The organism is Streptomyces sp. NBC_01268, assembly GCF_036240795.1.
GTDB lineage: Bacteria > Actinomycetota > Actinomycetes > Streptomycetales > Streptomycetaceae > Streptomyces.
Genome location: NZ_CP108454.1, coordinates 6,010,512 through 6,025,753, shown reverse-complemented (window position 1 = coordinate 6,025,753; position 15,242 = coordinate 6,010,512). Strand labels below are relative to the sequence as shown.

Annotated in this window: 17 protein-coding genes and 1 pseudogene; 1 reads left to right on the top strand and 17 read right to left on the bottom strand. The window is 72.0% G+C overall.

The window, feature by feature from the left end; translation table 11 throughout:
- Positions 1–101: 101 nt before the first annotated feature.
- The 5 genes from OG309_RS27290 to rpsB form a co-directional block, all read right to left on the bottom strand.
- Positions 102–1,214 (bottom strand): phosphatidate cytidylyltransferase, encoded by a 1,113-nt coding sequence (locus OG309_RS27290; protein WP_329424647.1) that lies wholly within the window; start codon positions 1,212–1,214, stop codon positions 102–104.
- Positions 1,214–1,771 carry a ribosome recycling factor gene (frr, locus tag OG309_RS27285; protein ID WP_329424646.1) on the bottom strand — a complete coding sequence of 186 codons (558 nt, stop codon included), beginning with the start codon at positions 1,769–1,771 and terminating at the stop codon, positions 1,214–1,216. Before frr ends, OG309_RS27290 begins: the two co-directional genes overlap by 1 nt.
- Positions 1,772–1,865: 94 nt before the next feature.
- The gene (pyrH, locus tag OG309_RS27280; RefSeq protein ID WP_329424644.1) at positions 1,866–2,627 is read right to left on the bottom strand and encodes a UMP kinase; all 762 of its coding nucleotides are present in this window, start codon (positions 2,625–2,627) and stop codon (positions 1,866–1,868) included.
- 157 nt (positions 2,628–2,784) lie between these two features.
- Entirely contained in the window at positions 2,785–3,621 is an 837-nt protein-coding gene (gene tsf, locus OG309_RS27275; RefSeq protein WP_329424642.1) for a translation elongation factor Ts, read from the bottom strand.
- Positions 3,622–3,732: 111 nt separating this feature from the next.
- A complete protein-coding gene (gene rpsB, locus OG309_RS27270; RefSeq protein WP_329424641.1) occupies positions 3,733–4,647 on the bottom strand; it encodes a 30S ribosomal protein S2 in 915 nt (304 codons plus the stop codon).
- 254 nt (positions 4,648–4,901) lie between these two features.
- Between rpsB and OG309_RS27265 the strand changes: the two are divergent.
- Positions 4,902–5,255, top strand: a pseudogene (locus OG309_RS27265) (peptidoglycan DD-metalloendopeptidase family protein); the annotation flags it as partial.
- A gap of 146 nt (positions 5,256–5,401) precedes the next feature.
- Here the strand turns inward: OG309_RS27265 and OG309_RS27260 are convergent.
- From OG309_RS27260 to rplS, 12 genes are all read right to left on the bottom strand, one after another.
- Entirely contained in the window at positions 5,402–5,962 is a 561-nt protein-coding gene (locus tag OG309_RS27260; protein WP_329428557.1) for a TetR/AcrR family transcriptional regulator, read from the bottom strand.
- Between the two features lie 57 nt (positions 5,963–6,019).
- Positions 6,020–6,856: an RNA polymerase sigma factor WhiG gene (gene whiG, locus OG309_RS27255; protein WP_329424639.1), complete on the bottom strand. Its 837-nt coding sequence runs from the start codon at positions 6,854–6,856 to the stop codon at positions 6,020–6,022.
- 245 nt (positions 6,857–7,101) lie between these two features.
- On the bottom strand, positions 7,102–8,268 hold the full coding sequence (dprA, locus tag OG309_RS27250) for a DNA-processing protein DprA (RefSeq protein WP_329424638.1): 1,167 nt from the start codon (positions 8,266–8,268) through the stop codon (positions 7,102–7,104).
- On the bottom strand, positions 8,265–9,878 hold the full coding sequence (locus OG309_RS27245; protein ID WP_329424636.1) for a YifB family Mg chelatase-like AAA ATPase: 1,614 nt from the start codon (positions 9,876–9,878) through the stop codon (positions 8,265–8,267). Before OG309_RS27245 ends, dprA begins: the two co-directional genes overlap by 4 nt.
- On the bottom strand, positions 9,878–10,243 hold the full coding sequence (locus OG309_RS27240; protein ID WP_329424634.1) for a YraN family protein: 366 nt from the start codon (positions 10,241–10,243) through the stop codon (positions 9,878–9,880). The genes OG309_RS27245 and OG309_RS27240 overlap by 1 nt, the downstream gene beginning before the upstream one ends.
- A 131-nt stretch (positions 10,244–10,374) precedes the next feature.
- Positions 10,375–10,683, bottom strand: a complete 309-nt coding sequence (locus OG309_RS27235) for a DUF2469 domain-containing protein (RefSeq protein WP_005311352.1) — start codon at positions 10,681–10,683, stop codon at positions 10,375–10,377.
- A gap of 55 nt (positions 10,684–10,738) precedes the next feature.
- Positions 10,739–11,233 (bottom strand): NUDIX hydrolase, encoded by a 495-nt coding sequence (locus tag OG309_RS27230; RefSeq protein WP_329424633.1) that lies wholly within the window; start codon positions 11,231–11,233, stop codon positions 10,739–10,741.
- On the bottom strand, positions 11,230–11,982 hold the full coding sequence (gene lepB, locus OG309_RS27225) for a signal peptidase I (RefSeq protein ID WP_329424632.1): 753 nt from the start codon (positions 11,980–11,982) through the stop codon (positions 11,230–11,232). Before lepB (OG309_RS27225) ends, OG309_RS27230 begins: the two co-directional genes overlap by 4 nt.
- Before the next feature lie 65 nt (positions 11,983–12,047).
- Positions 12,048–13,010, bottom strand: a complete 963-nt coding sequence (gene lepB / locus OG309_RS27220) for a signal peptidase I (RefSeq protein WP_329428555.1) — start codon at positions 13,008–13,010, stop codon at positions 12,048–12,050.
- Positions 12,925–14,010 (bottom strand): signal peptidase I, encoded by a 1,086-nt coding sequence (gene lepB / locus OG309_RS27215; protein ID WP_329424630.1) that lies wholly within the window; start codon positions 14,008–14,010, stop codon positions 12,925–12,927. Before lepB (OG309_RS27215) ends, lepB (OG309_RS27220) begins: the two co-directional genes overlap by 86 nt.
- Positions 14,003–14,815: a signal peptidase I gene (lepB, locus tag OG309_RS27210; protein ID WP_329424627.1), complete on the bottom strand. Its 813-nt coding sequence runs from the start codon at positions 14,813–14,815 to the stop codon at positions 14,003–14,005. Before lepB (OG309_RS27210) ends, lepB (OG309_RS27215) begins: the two co-directional genes overlap by 8 nt.
- A gap of 39 nt (positions 14,816–14,854) precedes the next feature.
- The gene (rplS, locus tag OG309_RS27205; protein ID WP_329424626.1) at positions 14,855–15,205 is read right to left on the bottom strand and encodes a 50S ribosomal protein L19; all 351 of its coding nucleotides are present in this window, start codon (positions 15,203–15,205) and stop codon (positions 14,855–14,857) included.
- Between the last annotated feature and the right edge of the window lie 37 nt (positions 15,206–15,242).

Sequence of the window (15,242 nt, the reverse complement as noted above, 5' to 3'; positions counted from 1 at the left end):
CCGGCGAGCCGCGCCGACCTCACCCGGACGGCGGATGCCGAAGGGCCCGCTGCCCAGGAGGCGGCGAGCCCTTCGTAACAGGAGCGCGGGGGCGGCGGCCGTCAGCCGCTGCCCACGAACAGCACCAGGAGCAGCCAGACCACCGGCGCCGTCGGCAGCAGGGAGTCCAGTCGGTCCATGATGCCGCCGTGGCCGGGCAGCAGCGTGCCCATGTCCTTGATGCCGAGGTCGCGCTTGATCATCGACTCGCCCAGGTCGCCCAGGGTCGCGCTGGCGGCGACCGCGAGGCCGAGGACCAGGCCCTGCCACCAGGTGCCGTCGTCGATCATGAACTGCATGCACAGCGCGCCGGCCGCCATCGCGAAGGTCACCGCGCCGAGCAGGCCCTCGCGGGTCTTGCCGGGGCTGATGCGCGGGGCCAGCTTGTGCTTGCCGAAGCGCCAGCCGACGGCGTAGGCGCCGGTGTCGCTGACCACCGTGAGGATCAGGAAGGTCAGCACCCGCTGCGGGCCGTCGTCGGCGGTCAGCAGCATCGCCACGAAGGTCGCGAGGAACGGCACGTAGAACGCGGCGAAGACGCCCGCCGTAACGTCCTTCAGATAGCCCTCGGGAGCTTCCGTCATCCGCCACACCAGCACGGCGAGCGCGGTCAGGGCCATCGCGACCCAGGCGCCCTCGGCACCCCGCACGTACCCGGCGACGACCATGGCCGCGCCGCCGACCGCGAGCGGGACCAGCGGGGCCTTGATGCCCTTGCGCTCCTGCAGGCGGGAGGTGAGCTCCCACAGTCCGACCACCACGGCGACCGTTATGACGCCGACGAACACGGGCTTCCAGATGAACAGCGACGCGATGATGACGGCACCGAGGCCGAGGCCGACCCCTATGGCCGCGCCCAGGTCACGGCCCGCGCTCTTCTTCTGCCGCGGCTGCTGCCGGGGCGAAGGCGCGGGGGTGGGCTGGGACGGGCTGGACATGGGCTCCTGCGGGTGCTCGTGCGGCGTCTCGTCACGGAACGGGGGACCGCCCTGCTGGGCGGCCCCCCGGTCGTGATCGTCCTGGTTGTCGCCGGCGGGAACGTCGTCGGACACGATGGGCATGGGCCGAGTCTGCGCCGCCTGCCGCCCTTCGTAGGCGGGACCCGCCGGGGCGGGGCCCTGGTCGGGTCCCCCGAAGCCGGTTCCGGCCGGGGCCCCCCAGGAAGAGTCGTTCATCAGACCTCGAGGAGCTCGGCTTCCTTGTGCTTCAGCAGCTCGTCCACCTGCGCGACGTACTTCGCGGTGGTGTCGTCGAGCTCCTTCTCGGCGCGGCGCACCTCGTCCTCGCCGGCCTCCTTGTCCTTGACCAGCTTGTCGAGGGCGTCCTTGGCCTTGCGGCGCACGGAGCGGATGGAGACCTTCGAGTCCTCGGCCTTGGTCTTCGCGACCTTGACGTACTCGCGGCGGCGCTCCTCGGTCAGCTCGGGGAACGTCACACGGATGATGTTGCCGTCGTTGCTGGGGTTGACGCCCAGGTCCGAGTCGCGGATGGCCTGCTCGATGTTGCGCAGCGCGCTCTTGTCGAACGGGGTCACCACGGCCATGCGCGGCTCCGGCACCGAGAACGACGCCAGCTGGTTGATGGGGGTGATGGCGCCGTAGTAGTCGGCCACGATCTTGTTGAACATCGCCGGGTGCGCACGGCCGGTGCGGATCGCGGCGAAGTCCTCCTTGGCGACCACGACCGCCTTCTCCATCTTCTCCTCGGCCTCGAGGAGGGTCTCTTCGATCACCACTTGCTCCTGCGTGTCGTCGCGTTGTGTCCTGCACGGCTGTACGACCGGCAGGGCTCTGTCCATCCCCTCGCGGGGCGGTTCCCGGTTCGGGTCAGGCCCGGGTGCCCTGGTCGCTCACGAGAGTGCCGATCTTCTCACCCTTCACCGCGCGCGCGATATTGCCCGCGGCGAGCAGTTCGAAGACGAGGATCGGGAGGTTGTTGTCCCGGCACAGCGTGATGGCGGTGGCGTCGGCGACCTTGAGGTCGCGGGAGAGCACCTCGCCGTACTCCAGAGCGTCGAACTTGACCGCGTCCGGGTTGGCCTTCGGGTCGGAGTCGTAGACCCCGTCGACACCGTTCTTGCCCATGAGCAGGGCCTCGGCGTCGATCTCCAGCGCGCGCTGCGCGGCGGTGGTGTCGGTGGAGAAGTACGGCATGCCCATGCCGGCGCCGAAGATGACGACGCGGCCCTTCTCCAGGTGGCGCACGGCGCGCAGCGGGATGTACGGCTCCGCGACCTGGCCCATGGTGATGGCGGTCTGGACGCGGGAGTCGATGCCCTCCTTCTCCAGGAAGTCCTGGAGGGCGAGGCAGTTCATCACGGTGCCGAGCATGCCCATGTAGTCCGAGCGGGCCCGGTCCATGCCGCGCTGCTGGAGCTCGGCGCCGCGGAAGAAGTTGCCTCCGCCGATCACGATCGCGATCTCCGCGCCGTCACGGACCACGGCGGCGATCTCGCGCGCGATGGCGTGCACGACGTCCGGGTCGACCCCCAGCCCGGTGCCTCCGGAGAAGGCTTCTCCGGACAGCTTCAGCATGTAGCGGCCGGTCTTCTTGCCGTTGTTGTCGTCGCCCTGTGCGGCGCTATTCATGGAGGTCTCCTCGTGCACATACGAAGAAGGCCATTGCCTGGGGTCCTTGCGGCTTCCCGTACGGCAATGGCCTCCTCGTCAGATCTGCGGCCGTCCGACGCGAACGCGGGCGGCTGCCTCAGACCCTACCGGGGTCCGGTGTCCGTTGCTGACGGACTCAGATGCCGACCTTGATGCGGGCGAAGCGCTTCAGGGTGACACCGGCCTCGTCCAGGACCTTCTGGACGGACTTCTTGTTGTCAAGGGCGTACGGCTGACCGAGCAGCGTGGCGTCCTTGAAGAAGCCGTTGAGGCGACCCTCGACGATCTTGGCGATCGCGGCCTCGGGCTTGCCCTCGGCGCGGGTGGTCTCCTCGGCGATGCGACGCTCGGACTCGACGACGTCGGCCGGGATCTCTTCCTTGGTCAGGTACTTCGGGGCGAACGCGGCGATGTGCTGCGCGACACCCTTCGCGACCTCGGCGTTCTCCTTGTCCAGCTCGACCAGGACACCGATCTGCGGCGGCAGGTCGGGCATGGTGCGGTGCATGTACGCGGAGACGTAGCCGTCGGCGAACTGCGCGAAGCGGTCGAGGACGATCTTCTCGCCGAGGTTGGCGTTGGCCTCGTCCACGAACGCCTGGACGGTCTTGCCGGCCTCGATCTCGGAGGCGAGCAGCGCCTCGATGTCGGCCGGGGCGGTGGCGGCGACGTGCGCGGCCAGCGCGTTGGCGACGGCGAGGAACTTGTCACCCTTGGCGACGAAGTCCGTCTCGCACTTCAGCTCGACGATCGTGCCGGCGGTGTTGTCGTCCGCGATGAGGGAGACCACGGCGCCGTTCTCGGCGGAGCGGCCCTCACGCTTGGCGACACCCTTCTGGCCCTTGATGCGCAGGGCCTCGACGGCCTTGTCGACATCGCCGTCGGCCTCGTCCAGGGCCTTCTTGCAGTCCATCATGCCGGCGCCGGTGAGCTCGCGGAGCTTCTTGACGTCAGCGGCGGTGTAGTTCGCCATGAGTCTGTTTCTCTCTCGAAGTCTGAAAGATCGGGCGGGTCCACGGGGGGACGGCGGGGGCTTCGTGGGCCCCCGCCGTCTTCACCCGAAGGTCCTCAGGGTCCTGAAGGGTCAGGCCTGCTCGGCGTCCGCGGCCGGAGCCTCGGCGACGACCTCGGCAACGACCTCGGCGGCGGCGTCGGCAGCCTCGGCGTCCGCGACCTTCTCGGTCTCGGCGGAGGTCTGGACCTCGGCCTCGTCGGCCTTCTTCTCACCCGTGAGCAGGTCGCGCTCCCACTCGGCGAGGGGCTCGCCGGCGGCCTTCTCGCCCGGCTTCGAGTCGCCGGTCGCGGCGCCGGAGCGGGCGATGAGGCCCTCGGCGACGGCGTCGGCGATCACGCGGGTGAGCAGGGTGACGGAGCGGATCGCGTCGTCGTTGCCCGGGATCTTGTAGTCGACCTCGTCGGGGTCACAGTTGGTGTCGAGGATCGCGACGACCGGGATGTGGAGCTTGCGCGCCTCACCGACGGCGATGTGCTCCTTCTTGGTGTCGACGATCCAGACGGCGCTCGGCACCTTCTGCATCTCGCGGATACCACCGAGGGTCTTCTCCAGCTTGGCCTTCTCGCGGGAGAGGACCAGGAGCTCCTTCTTGGTGAGGCCCGAGGCGGCCACATCCTCGAAGTCGATCTGCTCGAGCTCCTTGAGGCGCTGCAGACGCTTGTAGACGGTGGAGAAGTTGGTGAGCATGCCACCCAGCCAGCGCTGGTTGACGTACGGCATGCCGACGCGCGTCGCCTGCTCGGCGATGGCCTCCTGGGCCTGCTTCTTCGTACCGACGAACATGATGGAGCCGCCGTGCGCGACGGTCTCCTTGACGAACTCGTAGGCGCGGTCGATGTACGACAGCGACTGGAGCAGGTCGATGATGTAGATGCCGTTGCGCTCGGTGAAGATGAAGCGCTTCATCTTCGGGTTCCAGCGACGGGTCTGGTGACCGAAGTGGACGCCGCTCTCCAGCAGCTCCCGCATCGTGACGACGGCCATGGCCGTATCTCCTTGGGTTCTCGGTTGTATTCCTGACGCCCCGGCGCGCCGTGCCACGAAGGACCGAAAGGCGCTGCCACCCGTCACGGAGACCGATGGCGGGGCGTGCGAAGTCGACCCGGTGACCCGGGTCGCCATGGAAAGTGTACGGGAACCCGGAGGCGGCGGGTGACGGCGCTGTCCACAACCGCTCGGTCGTCCACAGATCCGGGCCGTCGCGGTGGCGGCGCCGACGGACCGGGCAGCCTGCTGCCATGCGCCCTGTCACGCTGTTCCTGCTGCCCTTGTTGTCCCTGCTCACGGCGGTCTGGCCGGTCGGACCGCCCCGCCCCGAGGTCCTGCGCGGCTTCGAGCCGCCGCCCGGTCCGTACGCGGCCGGTCACCGCGGGGTCGACCTCGCGGCCCCGCCGGGCACCCCGGTGCTCGCTCCCGCGGCGGGCACGGTCGCCTTCGCGGGCCCGGTCGGCGGACTGGGCGTCCTCACGATCACCCTCACGGGCACCGGCCTGCCGCCCCTGCGGACGACGTACGGTCCGGTGGAGCCCCTCGTCGGGGCCGGCGCCGCCGTCCGCCCGGGCGAGGTGGTGGCCCGGGTCGCCCCAGGCGGGCACTGCCCACGCTCCTGCCTGCACTGGGGCCTGCTGCGCGGCGACCGCTATCTGGACCCGCTCGCCCTGCTGCGCGGCGGCCGGTCCAGGCTCCTGCCGGTGACCGGGCCGAGGCCCTTGCCGGCCCTGGGGCCGATGCTCCGGGGTCAGGCGCCGCGGACTCCGCCGAGGGCCATGGAGACCGCCGCCTCGGCGATGACCGCCGGGTCCTCGGCCGCGCCGAGTTCGATACGGCGGACCGCCGCGTCCACCACGCCCTGGAGGAGCATCGCCTCCAGGCGGGGCTGAGGGCGGCCCAGGCCGTCGAGGGCGTCGACGATCATGGTGACCAGGCCGCCGTGCGCGGCGCGGATCTTCTCGCGGGCGCCGTCGTCCAGCTCGCTCGCGGAGATGGCGACGACCGCGCGGTGGCGCCGGTCGCCGACGAGCTCCAGCTGGGTGCGCACATAGGCCTCGACCTTGCCCTCGGCGGTCGTGGCGCCGGCCATGGCGGCCTCGACCTCCGCGGCCCAGACCGGGAAGTCGACGGCGCACAGCTCCTCGACCACGGCCGCGCGGGAGCGGAAGTACTCGTAGACCGAGGAGCGGGCCAGGCCCGTGCGCTCGGCGAGGGCGGGGAAGGTCAGCGCCTCCGTACCGCCTTCGGACAGCAGGGATCGCGCGGCGTCCAGCAGGGCGCCTCGCTGCATCGTCCGGTGCTCGGCCACGGAGGCCGCTCGAATCCTGGGCACGGACCCACTGTACGGCGGGAGCGGTCCGCCCGGTCAGCGCCCTACGTCGGCCAGCTTGGCGCGCAGCTGGAGGACGGACTTGGTGTGGATCTGGCTGACCCGGCTCTCGGTGACGCCGAGGACGTGTCCGATCTCGGCGAGGGTGAGGCCCTCGTAGTAGTAGAGCGTGACGACCGTCTTCTCCCGCTCCGGGAGGGTGTTGATCGCCCGCGCGAGCAGTCGGCGCAGCTCACGGTCCTCCGCGACCTCGACGGGGTTGTCGGCGGCGGTGTCCTCGAGCGTGTCCATCAGGGAGAGCCGGTCGCCGCCCTCGCCGCCGACGTGCAGCAGCTCTTCCAGGGCGACCACGTTGGCCAGGGACAACTGGCTGAAGACGGAGTGCAGTTCCTCCAGGGTGACGCCCATCTCCGCCGCGACCTCGGGCTCGGAGGGGGTGCGCCGCAGCTGCGCCTCCAGGGTGGCGTAGGCCCGTTCGACGTTGCGGGCCTTCTGGCGCACGGAGCGGGGGATCCAGTCCAGGGCCCGGAGTTCGTCGATCATCGCGCCGCGGATGCGCGTGATGGCGTAGGTCTCGAACTTGATGGCCCGCTCGACGTCGAACTTCTCGATCGCGTCGATGAGTCCGAAGACCCCGGAGGAGACGAAGTCGGCCTGCTCCACGTTGGAGGGCAGACCGACGCTGACGCGTCCGGCGACGTACTTCACGAGGGGCGAGTAGTGCAGGATCAACTGCTCCCGCAGCCGCTCGTCGCCGCTGTCCTTGTACGAGCGCCACAGCTCGTCGAGCGAGGTCGGTGCGGGCGGTCGCACGGTGCCCCGGGCTGCGGGGGGCACCGCAGCGCGGTCAGACCCGGAGGTGTGCTGGGGCATGCGTCGCCTTGAGCCGTTCTGCTGTCGGGTGTGAGGGAGTAGGTCCGTCCGTCGGGCGGGGGATCCTCGTGAGCGTAGCGTGAGTGGACCGTCGCGGTGCGCGAACACCGGGGGATCGCGCCGCTCCGGGTGGGCACCGTCGGCCACACCTTCGAACGGGGGCCGAGGCGCGCGTCGGCCCCTCGGGGGTGCCCGAGAGAACTCGATTGCTCATCCCCGTCACCCTTTCACCCGAATGCTCCAGGTCAAGTACCGCCATGCCGGGTGTTCGACGGTTCTGTCCCCGTGTTCGTCAACTGCCAGGCGTCCTGGCGCCGTTCGACGAACCCCAGGGAGTGGAGTTCGTACAGCTTGGCGAGGGTGTGGTCGGGGTGCCCGCCGGCGCGGGCGGCGATCTCGGCGAGGGGGGCGGGACTTCGGCCGGGGAGGGCTTCGAGGACCCGGGCGGTGTCGGGGGCGAGCAGGTCGCGCGGCAGTACCGGGCCTCGGCGCGTCGGGGCGAGCTGGCCGATGGCGCCGACCAGTTCGACGATCTCCGCGGCGTCGGTGACGAGGGTGGCCTCGCCGCGCAGGAGTTCGTGGACCCCGGCGGAGAGTCCGCTGGTGACGGGCCCGGGGACGCCCATGACGTACCGGCCGAGCCGGGCCGCGGCGCGGGCGGTGACCAGGGAGCCGCTGCGGTACTCGGCCTCGACGACGACGGTGCCGCGGGTGAGGGCGGCGATGACGCGGTTGCGCAGGACGAACCGGCCGCGGGTCGGGTGGGCGCCGGGCGGGAGTTCGCCGACGACCAGGCCCTGTTCGGCGATGCGGCGGAGGAGTCCGGCGTGGCCCGGCGGGTAGGGCACGTCGACCCCGCAGGCGAGGACGGCGACGGTGGCGCCGCCGGAGCCGAGGGCGCCCCGGTGGGCGGCGCCGTCGACGCCGAAGGCCGCACCGGAGGTGACGACCCAGCCGCGCTCGGCGAGCCCGGCGGCGAGGGTGGCGGCGGTGTGGGCCCCGTAGGGGGTGCAGGCGCGGGCGCCGACGACGGCGACGGAGCGCAGCGCCCAGCCGCGCAGGTCGGCCGGCCCGCGCACCCAGAGGCCGACGGGACGGGCGTCCGCCAGGTCGTCGAGCTGGCTCGGCCACTCGGGGTCGCCGGGGACGAGGAAGCGTCCGCCGAGCCGGGCGACGAGGTCGAGGTCCCGCTCGGGTACGGCCGCGCGGGACCGGCGCCGCCAGCCGTCGACGCGCCGGGCCCCGGTACCGGGGAAGGCGTCGGGCCCCGGCTCCCCGCCCCCCTCCCGGAGCAGCCGCAGGAAGCCGGCGGCCCCGTGGCGGCGCAGGGCGCGCCCCGCGTGCTCGTCGCCCGGTTCGACGACGTGGGTGAGGGCGGCGCGGGCGAGGCGGTCCGGCTCCCGGGCGGTCACGGCCGCTCCCCCGCGCCGACGGGGACGCCCCGGGCGATCCCGGTGCGCAGTTCGAGGGCGAGGGCGAGGTCCTCGGCGCCGGGGCGGGCGTGGCCCGCGAGGTCGGCGACGGTCCAGGCCACGCGGAGGACCCGATCGAGGCCGCGGGCGGTGAGCAGGCCCCGCTCGATGTCGCGTTCGGCGGCGGCGAGGGCGCCGGGTTCGGTGACGTAGCGGGTGCGCAGCTCGTGGCCGGGGACTTCGCTGTTGACGGTCCAGGGGGTGCCGTCGAGGCGTGCGGCGGCGCGGGCCCTGGCCTCGCGGACGCGGTCGGCGACGGTGCGGCTCGGCTCGCCGCGGCCGCCCTGGCCGAGGAGGTCGGAGCGGGTGACGGGTTCGACCTCGATGCGCAGGTCGACGCGGTCGAGCAGGGGGCCGGAGAGCCGGGCCTGGTAGCGGCGGATGAGGGAGGCGGGGCATTCGCAGCCGGCGCCGTGGAGGGTGTGGCGGCCGCAGGGGCAGGGGTTGGCGGCGAGGGCGAGGAGGAAGCGGGCGGGGAGCCGGACGACGCCGGCGGCCCGGGCGACGACGACGTGCCCGGATTCGAGGGGCTGGCGCAGGGCGTCGAGGGACTTCGTGGAGAACTCCGGCGCCTCGTCGAGGAAGAGCACTCCCCTGTGCGCGAGGGACACCGCGCCGGGGCGGGGCAGGCCGTTGCCGCCGCCGACGAGGGACTGCATGGTCGCGGAGTGGTGGGGGGCGCAGTAGGGCGGGCGGTGGACGAGGGGTTCGCCGGGCGGGAGGATCCCGGCGACCGAGTGGACGGCCGTCACTTCGAGGGATTCGTGGCGGGTGAGCGGCGGCAGGATGCCGGGGAGCCGCTCGGCGAGCATGGTCTTGCCCGCGCCGGGCGGTCCGGAGAGCAGCAGGTGGTGACCGCCGGCGGCGGCGATCTCCAGGGCGCGGCGGGCGGTGTGCTGTCCGGCGACGTCGGCGAGGTCGGGTCCTTCGGCGGGGTCGGCGGAGAGTCCGGTGCCGACGCCGGCGCCGGGGACGAGGAGTCCGGCGAGCATGGGGTCGGGGCGGCCCGCCTCCAAGGGCTGTTCGTCCGGGAGGGGTTCGTCGGAGAGGACGGCGATGAGCTGGCGCAGGCTGCGCACGCCGAGGACGGAGACGCCGGGCACGAGCGCGGCCTCGCCCGCGGTCTGTTCGGGGACGACGACCTGCCGGTATCCGGCGTCGGCCGCGGCGAGCACGGCGGGCAGGACGCCGCGGACGGGCCGGACGCGCCCGTCGAGGCCGAGTTCGCCGATGAGGACGAGGTCGGCGATGCTGCGCGGGTCGATGCGCTCGGCGGCGCCGAGCACCGCGGCCGCCACGGCGAGATCGAATCCCGAACCTCCCTTGGGCACGGAGGCGGGGCTGAGGCCGACGGTGAGCTTCTTCTGGGGCCATTCGGCCTGGGAGTTGACGATGGCGGCGCGGACCCGGTCGCGGCTCTCGCTGAGGCTCTTGTCGGGGAGTCCGACGAGGGTGAAGGCGGCGACTCCGGCTTCGAGGTCGGCCTGGACCTCGACGACGACGCCTTCGACGCCGACCAGGGCGACGGAGCAGGTGCGGGCGAATCCCATCACGCCACCCCCTGGGCGTGGGTGAGGACGGGTGCGCCCCGGCGGGGCAGCAGGACACCGACGAGGTCGATGCGGACGCCTCCCCCGGCGGGTGGGCCGCCGTGCCGGTCGAGCCAGCAGGCGGCGAGGCGTCGCAGCCGCTCGGCCTTGCGCGGGGTGACGGCGGCCATCGGGTGCTCGAAGGCCCCCTCGCGCCGGGTCTTGACCTCGCAGACGACGAGGGTGTCCCCCTGGCGGGCGACGATGTCGATCTCTCCGGTGCGGCCGCACCGCCAGTTCCTGGCGAGGACGTGCAGGCCGGCCGCGGTCAGCCGGCGGGCGGCGAGCTCTTCTCCGTACCGCCCGAGGGCTCGGGTCGCGTTCATTCGTACCACCTCCGTCACCGACTGTGACGCAGAGGGCACGTCCCGCGTGCGGGGCTGTGGACGGAGGGGGCGCTGTGGAAAACCCGCTCACCCGTGCGGGTGGACCGGCCGAGCCACCGGGGAGCCGCGGCTCAGCTGCCGGGAAGCTCCAGGTCGCTCTTGTTGAGCTCCTCGATGTTCACGTCCTTGAAGGTCAGGACGCGGACCTGCTTCACGAACCTGGCGGGCCGGTACATGTCCCAGACCCAGGCGTCCGCCATCGAGACCTCGAAGAAGACCTCGCCCTGGACCGAGTGCACCTGCATCTCGTAGTCGTTGGTGAGGTAGAAGCGCCGCTCGGTCTCGATCACGTATTTGAACAGCCCGACGACATCGCGGTACTCCCGGTAGAGCTTCAGCTCCATCTCGGTCTCGTACTTCTCGAGGTCCTCGGCGCTCATGGCATGTTCCCCTTCAGCCGTGCGTCCCCCTATTGTGCGCCAGTCGCACGGGCCCCTAAACGATTTCCGGGGCGAGCACGAGCGGCGCGTTGGGAGGTCCTTCGTCGAGCAGCGTGCGCAGCAGCTCGGCGAGTCTGTCGGGGTACACCGTCTCACGGGCCGCCGACAGTTCGGCGGAAGTCCACCACCTCAGGCCGGCGACGCTGCGGGCCTCCAGTTCGGTGAGGCCGGCCGGGGCGGTCACCGTCTGGGTGGTACGGGCGAGGAAGTACCACTCGTCCTGGTTCCAGCGGCGCCCGTCGAACGGGAACGAGCAGGAGCGCCGCCACAGCACGGGGCCGAGTTCGACCTCGGTGATGCCGGTCTCCTCGGCGAGCTCGCGCAGCGCGGCCTCCTCCCGGCTCTCGTCGCCCTCCAGGCCGCCGCCGGGGGTGAACCACCAGGTCCGGCCGGGGTCGTCGGGTTCGTAGCCGTGCAGGAGGAGGATGCGGTCGTCGGGGTCGAGCAGGACGACCCGGGCCACCCGCCGGTTCTCGGTCGCTTCCGTCATGCGCTCACCCTGTCCCTGGCGCTCCCGTCCGCCGGCGCCTGCCCGCGGGCGCCGAGCCGGGCCAGCGGCCCGTACGCGGCTCCGGCCAGGATCAGTACACACCCGGCGACGATCGCGTAGAAGAGCGGCGCGACGGGTCCGGGTCCGGAGATGCCGCCCGGCAGCGCCGCGAAACTCGCGGGCCGTTCGAGGACGGTCGGGGAGGGCCAGGCGACGGCGTCGACGCGGCCGACGACGGAGGAGGCGGACACGGCGCCGTGGGCGGCGTCCTGGAGGTGGGCGCGCGAGTCCACCGAGTTGCGCCGCTCGTCGCCGAGGAGGAACAGCTTCCCGGCCGGCAGGGTGGTGGAGAAGACGTAGTTCGAGCCGGGCTGGCCCTTCGGCAGATACGGTTCGTCGACCGGCTTGCCGTTGATCAGGAGCCGGCCGTCCGTGCCGCAGCAGGCGACGGTGTCGCCGCCGACGCCCACCACCCGCTTGACCATGGTCACGTTGCCCCAGAGCGGGTCGGTGAAGACGACGACGTCGCCGCGCCGGACGTCCGTGCCGTCGATGCGTTCGGCGAGCACCTTGGAGCCGACCGCGAGCGTCGGCGTCATGGAGTCGCTGGGCACCGTGTACGGCTGGTAGAGCACGGCCCCGAGGACGAAGCCGCCGAGGAAGAGCACACAGCCGACGGCCACGGCGAGTCCCGACAGCACGCTGCCGAGACGGCCGTGGCCGTCCTTGGTACGCGGATTGACGCTCATGGGCACCTCAGGGGTCCGCGGACCGTCCGTGCGACGGTCCGGGAGGGCACCCTACCCGCGGGTCACTACTCGGCGGTATGACGTGCGGCCAGCTTCTTCCGGCGCCACAGCACCAGCGGAAGCGCACCGGCGACGCCCGCCGCCCCGGGGGCGACGGCCAGCGCCTGGCTGAGGCCGGGCTGGTCGAACGTGGACGGGACCGGCAGGGTGGCCCAGCGGGTCACCGGCCAGGCGATGACGACGGCGCGGCCGACGACCTCGTCGTTGGAGACGGTGCCGCCGCCGGCGAGCTCCTGGTGGTAGCGGGAGTCCAGGGAGTTCTGCCGGTTGTCGCCCATGACCCAGATGCGGCCCTCGGGGACCTTGATCGGGCCGAAGGCGGGCTCGCAGGGCACCGAGCCGGGGTACAGGTACGAGGTCTCGTCCAGCTCCTTGCCGTTGACCGTGACCTTGCCGCCCTCCTTGCAGGAGACGGTGTCGCCGCCGACCGCGATGACCCGCTTGATCAGGTCCTTCTCCTCGGCGGACGGCATGAGGCCGATGAAGCTCAGGGCCTTCTGCACGATGTTGGGCTCGGGCGTCTTGCCCTCCTCCAGCCAGCCGCCCGGGTCGTGGAAGACGACGACCTCGCCGCGCTCGGGCTCGGAGCCGAACCACGGGGTGAGCTTGTCGACGAGCACCCGGTCACCGCGCTGGAGGGTGTTCATCATCGAGTCCGAGGGAATCGAGAACGCCTGCACCAGGAAGGTCTTGATCAGCAGCGCGAGGATCAGCGCGATGCCGATCAGCAGCGGCAGCTCCTTCCAGAAGGAGCGCTGCTTCTTCTGGCCCCTGGCACCGCGGCCGGTGTCCGCGCCGCCGTCACCGGTGTCGCCGGACGGGGTGGCGTCCTGGTCCGGGCCCTGGCCGGAGCCCGCGTCACCGTCCTGACGGCCCGTGGAGTCATCCGTCATGGCCGCCGCCTGTTGCGCGGGCCGATCGGGCCTCTTCTCGGGCTCGTCGTGTCCGGATCGTGCGCCGACCGCCAAATCCCCCACATCCACTCCTCAGTCCGTGCAATCGCCTGTCCCGGAACAGGGACAGGCCCACCACTCCCATAACGAGCGGGAGTTCCGCAGGGGTCGGGAGCCCGGGCAATCCGTTCAGATTCCGCTGGGACACACTATGCGACACACCCTGCGCTTCGGCCCCGCCCACCGCGCCGTCTTCGGGCGGCGAGGCCGCCGAGGGCACCGGGGAGAAGGCCGATCGTTCTTCGAGCCGCCGCCAGTGACCCACCGGCCAGGCGATGACGACGGCCCGGCCCACGACCTGGTCCTCGGAGACGGTGCCGTGGTCCTTCTCGTCCAGGTGGTAGCGCGAGTCGGCGGAGTTCGCCCGGTGGTCGCCCATGACGAAGATCCTCCCCTGGGGGACCTTCACCTCGAAGGGGATCTTCGAAGGCGCGTTCCCCGGGTGCAGATACGGTTCGTCCAACGGTACGCCGTTGACGGTGATCCGCCCGTCCTTGCCGCAGCACTTCACGGTGTCCCCGCCGACCGCCACCACCCGCTTGATGAGGTCCTGTTCGTCGGCGGAGGGCAGCAGTCCGATGAAGGTCAGCGCCTGCTTGAGCTGTTTGACGCCCACCGGGTCGTCGGCCGACGGGGCGGTCTCCTGCTGGAGCCAGCCGCCCGGGTCCTTGAAGACGACGACGTCCCCGCGCTGCGGCCGGGAGCCGAACCAGGGCGTCAGCTTGTCGACCAGCACCCGGTCGTCGATCCGGATCGTCTGCTCCATCGAGCCGGACGGGATGACGAAGGCCTGCACGAGGAAGGTCTTGAGGACCAGGGCGATCAGCACGGCCACGGTGACGAGGAGCGGGATCTCCTTGATCGCGGAGCGCTGCCGGCGCCGTTTCACCTTGCGGGCCAGCCTGCGCCGCTCGGCCCGCCCCGGGCGCGGCCGGCCGCCGTCCTCCGGCCCGTGGCCGGTGTCGGCACCGGCGTCTCCGCGGCGCCCGTCGGACGTCCTGCCCCGCCTACCCATGGCCGCGCCCGGCGCCGCTCCCCGGGCTCGTGGGGCTCCCGGCGTGTCCGCCGCCCGTCCAGTCGGGCACGGCGGCGAAGGCCTCCGTCCCGGGGACGGTGGACCAGCGGCCGAAGGGCCAGCCGATCCAGTCCGCGCGCCCGATGACCTTGTCGACCGGGACCATGCCGCCGCCGGGCTGCCCGAGGTGGTCCCGGGAGTCGCTGGACTGGCTGCGGTGGTCGCCCATGACCCACAGGGTGCCGGGCGGCACGACGATGTCGAAGGGCACCTTGGACGGCTGGTCGCCCAGCATCACGTACCGCTCCTGGACGGGGGCGCCGTTGACGCTGATCCGGCCGTCCTTGTCGCAGCAGACCACCCGGTCGCCGCCGGTGCCGACGACCCGCTTCACGAAGTCGGTCTCGTCGGGCTCGGCGAGGCCGAGGGCGGCGGCCGCGTCGTGCAGGGCGCCGGTGACCGGGTTGCCGGCCGGCGCCTGCCGGACGAAGGAGCCGGTGCCGTCGAAGACGACGACGTCGCCCCGGCGCGGCTCGTCGCCGAAGCGGTACGCCAGCTTGTTGACCAGGATCCGGTCGCCGACCTGGAGGGTGGGTTCCATGGAGCCGCTGGGCACCAGGAAGGGCTGGAGCACGAAGTGGCTGAAGACCAGCAGGAAGACCATGCAGGCCACGCCGATCAGACCCGTACGGCGCCAGGTGAGGGGTCCGGCGGCCGCGAGGGCCCCGGACATGCGCGCGGAGCGCGACCGCTCCTCCTCGTCGGAGGAGCGATCGCGCTCCGTGTGCTGTGCTTCGGTGTCCATCGGGGGCAGAGCTTATCCCGCCACCCTGTGGACCGAGGCTTAGCGGTCGCGCTTCTCCTTGATCTTCGCGGCCTTGCCGCGCAGCTCACGGAGGTAGTAGAGCTTGGCGCGACGGACGTCACCGCGGGTCACGACCTCGATCTTCTCGAAGATCGGGGAGTTCACCGGGAAGGTGCGCTCGACGCCGACGGAGAAGGAGACCTTGCGGACGGTGAAGGTCTCGGAGACGCCGGAGCCCTGGCGGCGGATGACGACGCCCTTGAACTGCTGGATACGGGAGCGGTTGCCCTCGATGACGCGAACGTGGACGTTCACGGTGTCGCCGGGGCGGAAGGCCGGGACGTCGGCGCGGAGCGAACCGGCGTTGACCTGGTCGAGCAGGGAGGCCATGGAGGTCTCTTTCCTCGCTGATGCCACAGGTCATCAG

Bases quoted from the DNA above. Each gene is read 5' to 3' on its own strand.
- rplS (WP_329424626.1), bottom strand. From the start codon at position 15,205: ATGGCCTCCCTGCTCGACCAGGTCAACGCCGGTTCGCTCCGCGCCGAC.
- pyrH (WP_329424644.1), bottom strand. From the start codon at position 2,627: ATGAATAGCGCCGCACAGGGCGACGACAACAACGGCAAGAAGACCGGC.
- OG309_RS27245 (WP_329424636.1), bottom strand. From the start codon at position 9,878: ATGGGATTCGCCCGCACCTGCTCCGTCGCCCTGGTCGGCGTCGAAGGC.
- tsf (WP_329424642.1), bottom strand. From the start codon at position 3,621: ATGGCGAACTACACCGCCGCTGACGTCAAGAAGCTCCGCGAGCTCACC.
- rpsB (WP_329424641.1), bottom strand. From the start codon at position 4,647: ATGGCCGTCGTCACGATGCGGGAGCTGCTGGAGAGCGGCGTCCACTTC.
- lepB (WP_329424630.1), bottom strand. From the start codon at position 14,010: ATGGGTAGGCGGGGCAGGACGTCCGACGGGCGCCGCGGAGACGCCGGT.
- OG309_RS27230 (WP_329424633.1), bottom strand. From the start codon at position 11,233: ATGACGGAAGCGACCGAGAACCGGCGGGTGGCCCGGGTCGTCCTGCTC.
- OG309_RS27240 (WP_329424634.1), bottom strand. From the start codon at position 10,243: ATGAACGCGACCCGAGCCCTCGGGCGGTACGGAGAAGAGCTCGCCGCC.
- OG309_RS27290 (WP_329424647.1), bottom strand. From the start codon at position 1,214: ATGAACGACTCTTCCTGGGGGGCCCCGGCCGGAACCGGCTTCGGGGGA.
- lepB (WP_329424632.1), bottom strand. From the start codon at position 11,982: ATGAGCGTCAATCCGCGTACCAAGGACGGCCACGGCCGTCTCGGCAGC.
- whiG (WP_329424639.1), bottom strand. From the start codon at position 6,856: ATGCCCCAGCACACCTCCGGGTCTGACCGCGCTGCGGTGCCCCCCGCA.
- lepB (WP_329424627.1), bottom strand. From the start codon at position 14,815: ATGGACACCGAAGCACAGCACACGGAGCGCGATCGCTCCTCCGACGAG.
- OG309_RS27235 (WP_005311352.1), bottom strand. From the start codon at position 10,683: ATGAGCGCCGAGGACCTCGAGAAGTACGAGACCGAGATGGAGCTGAAG.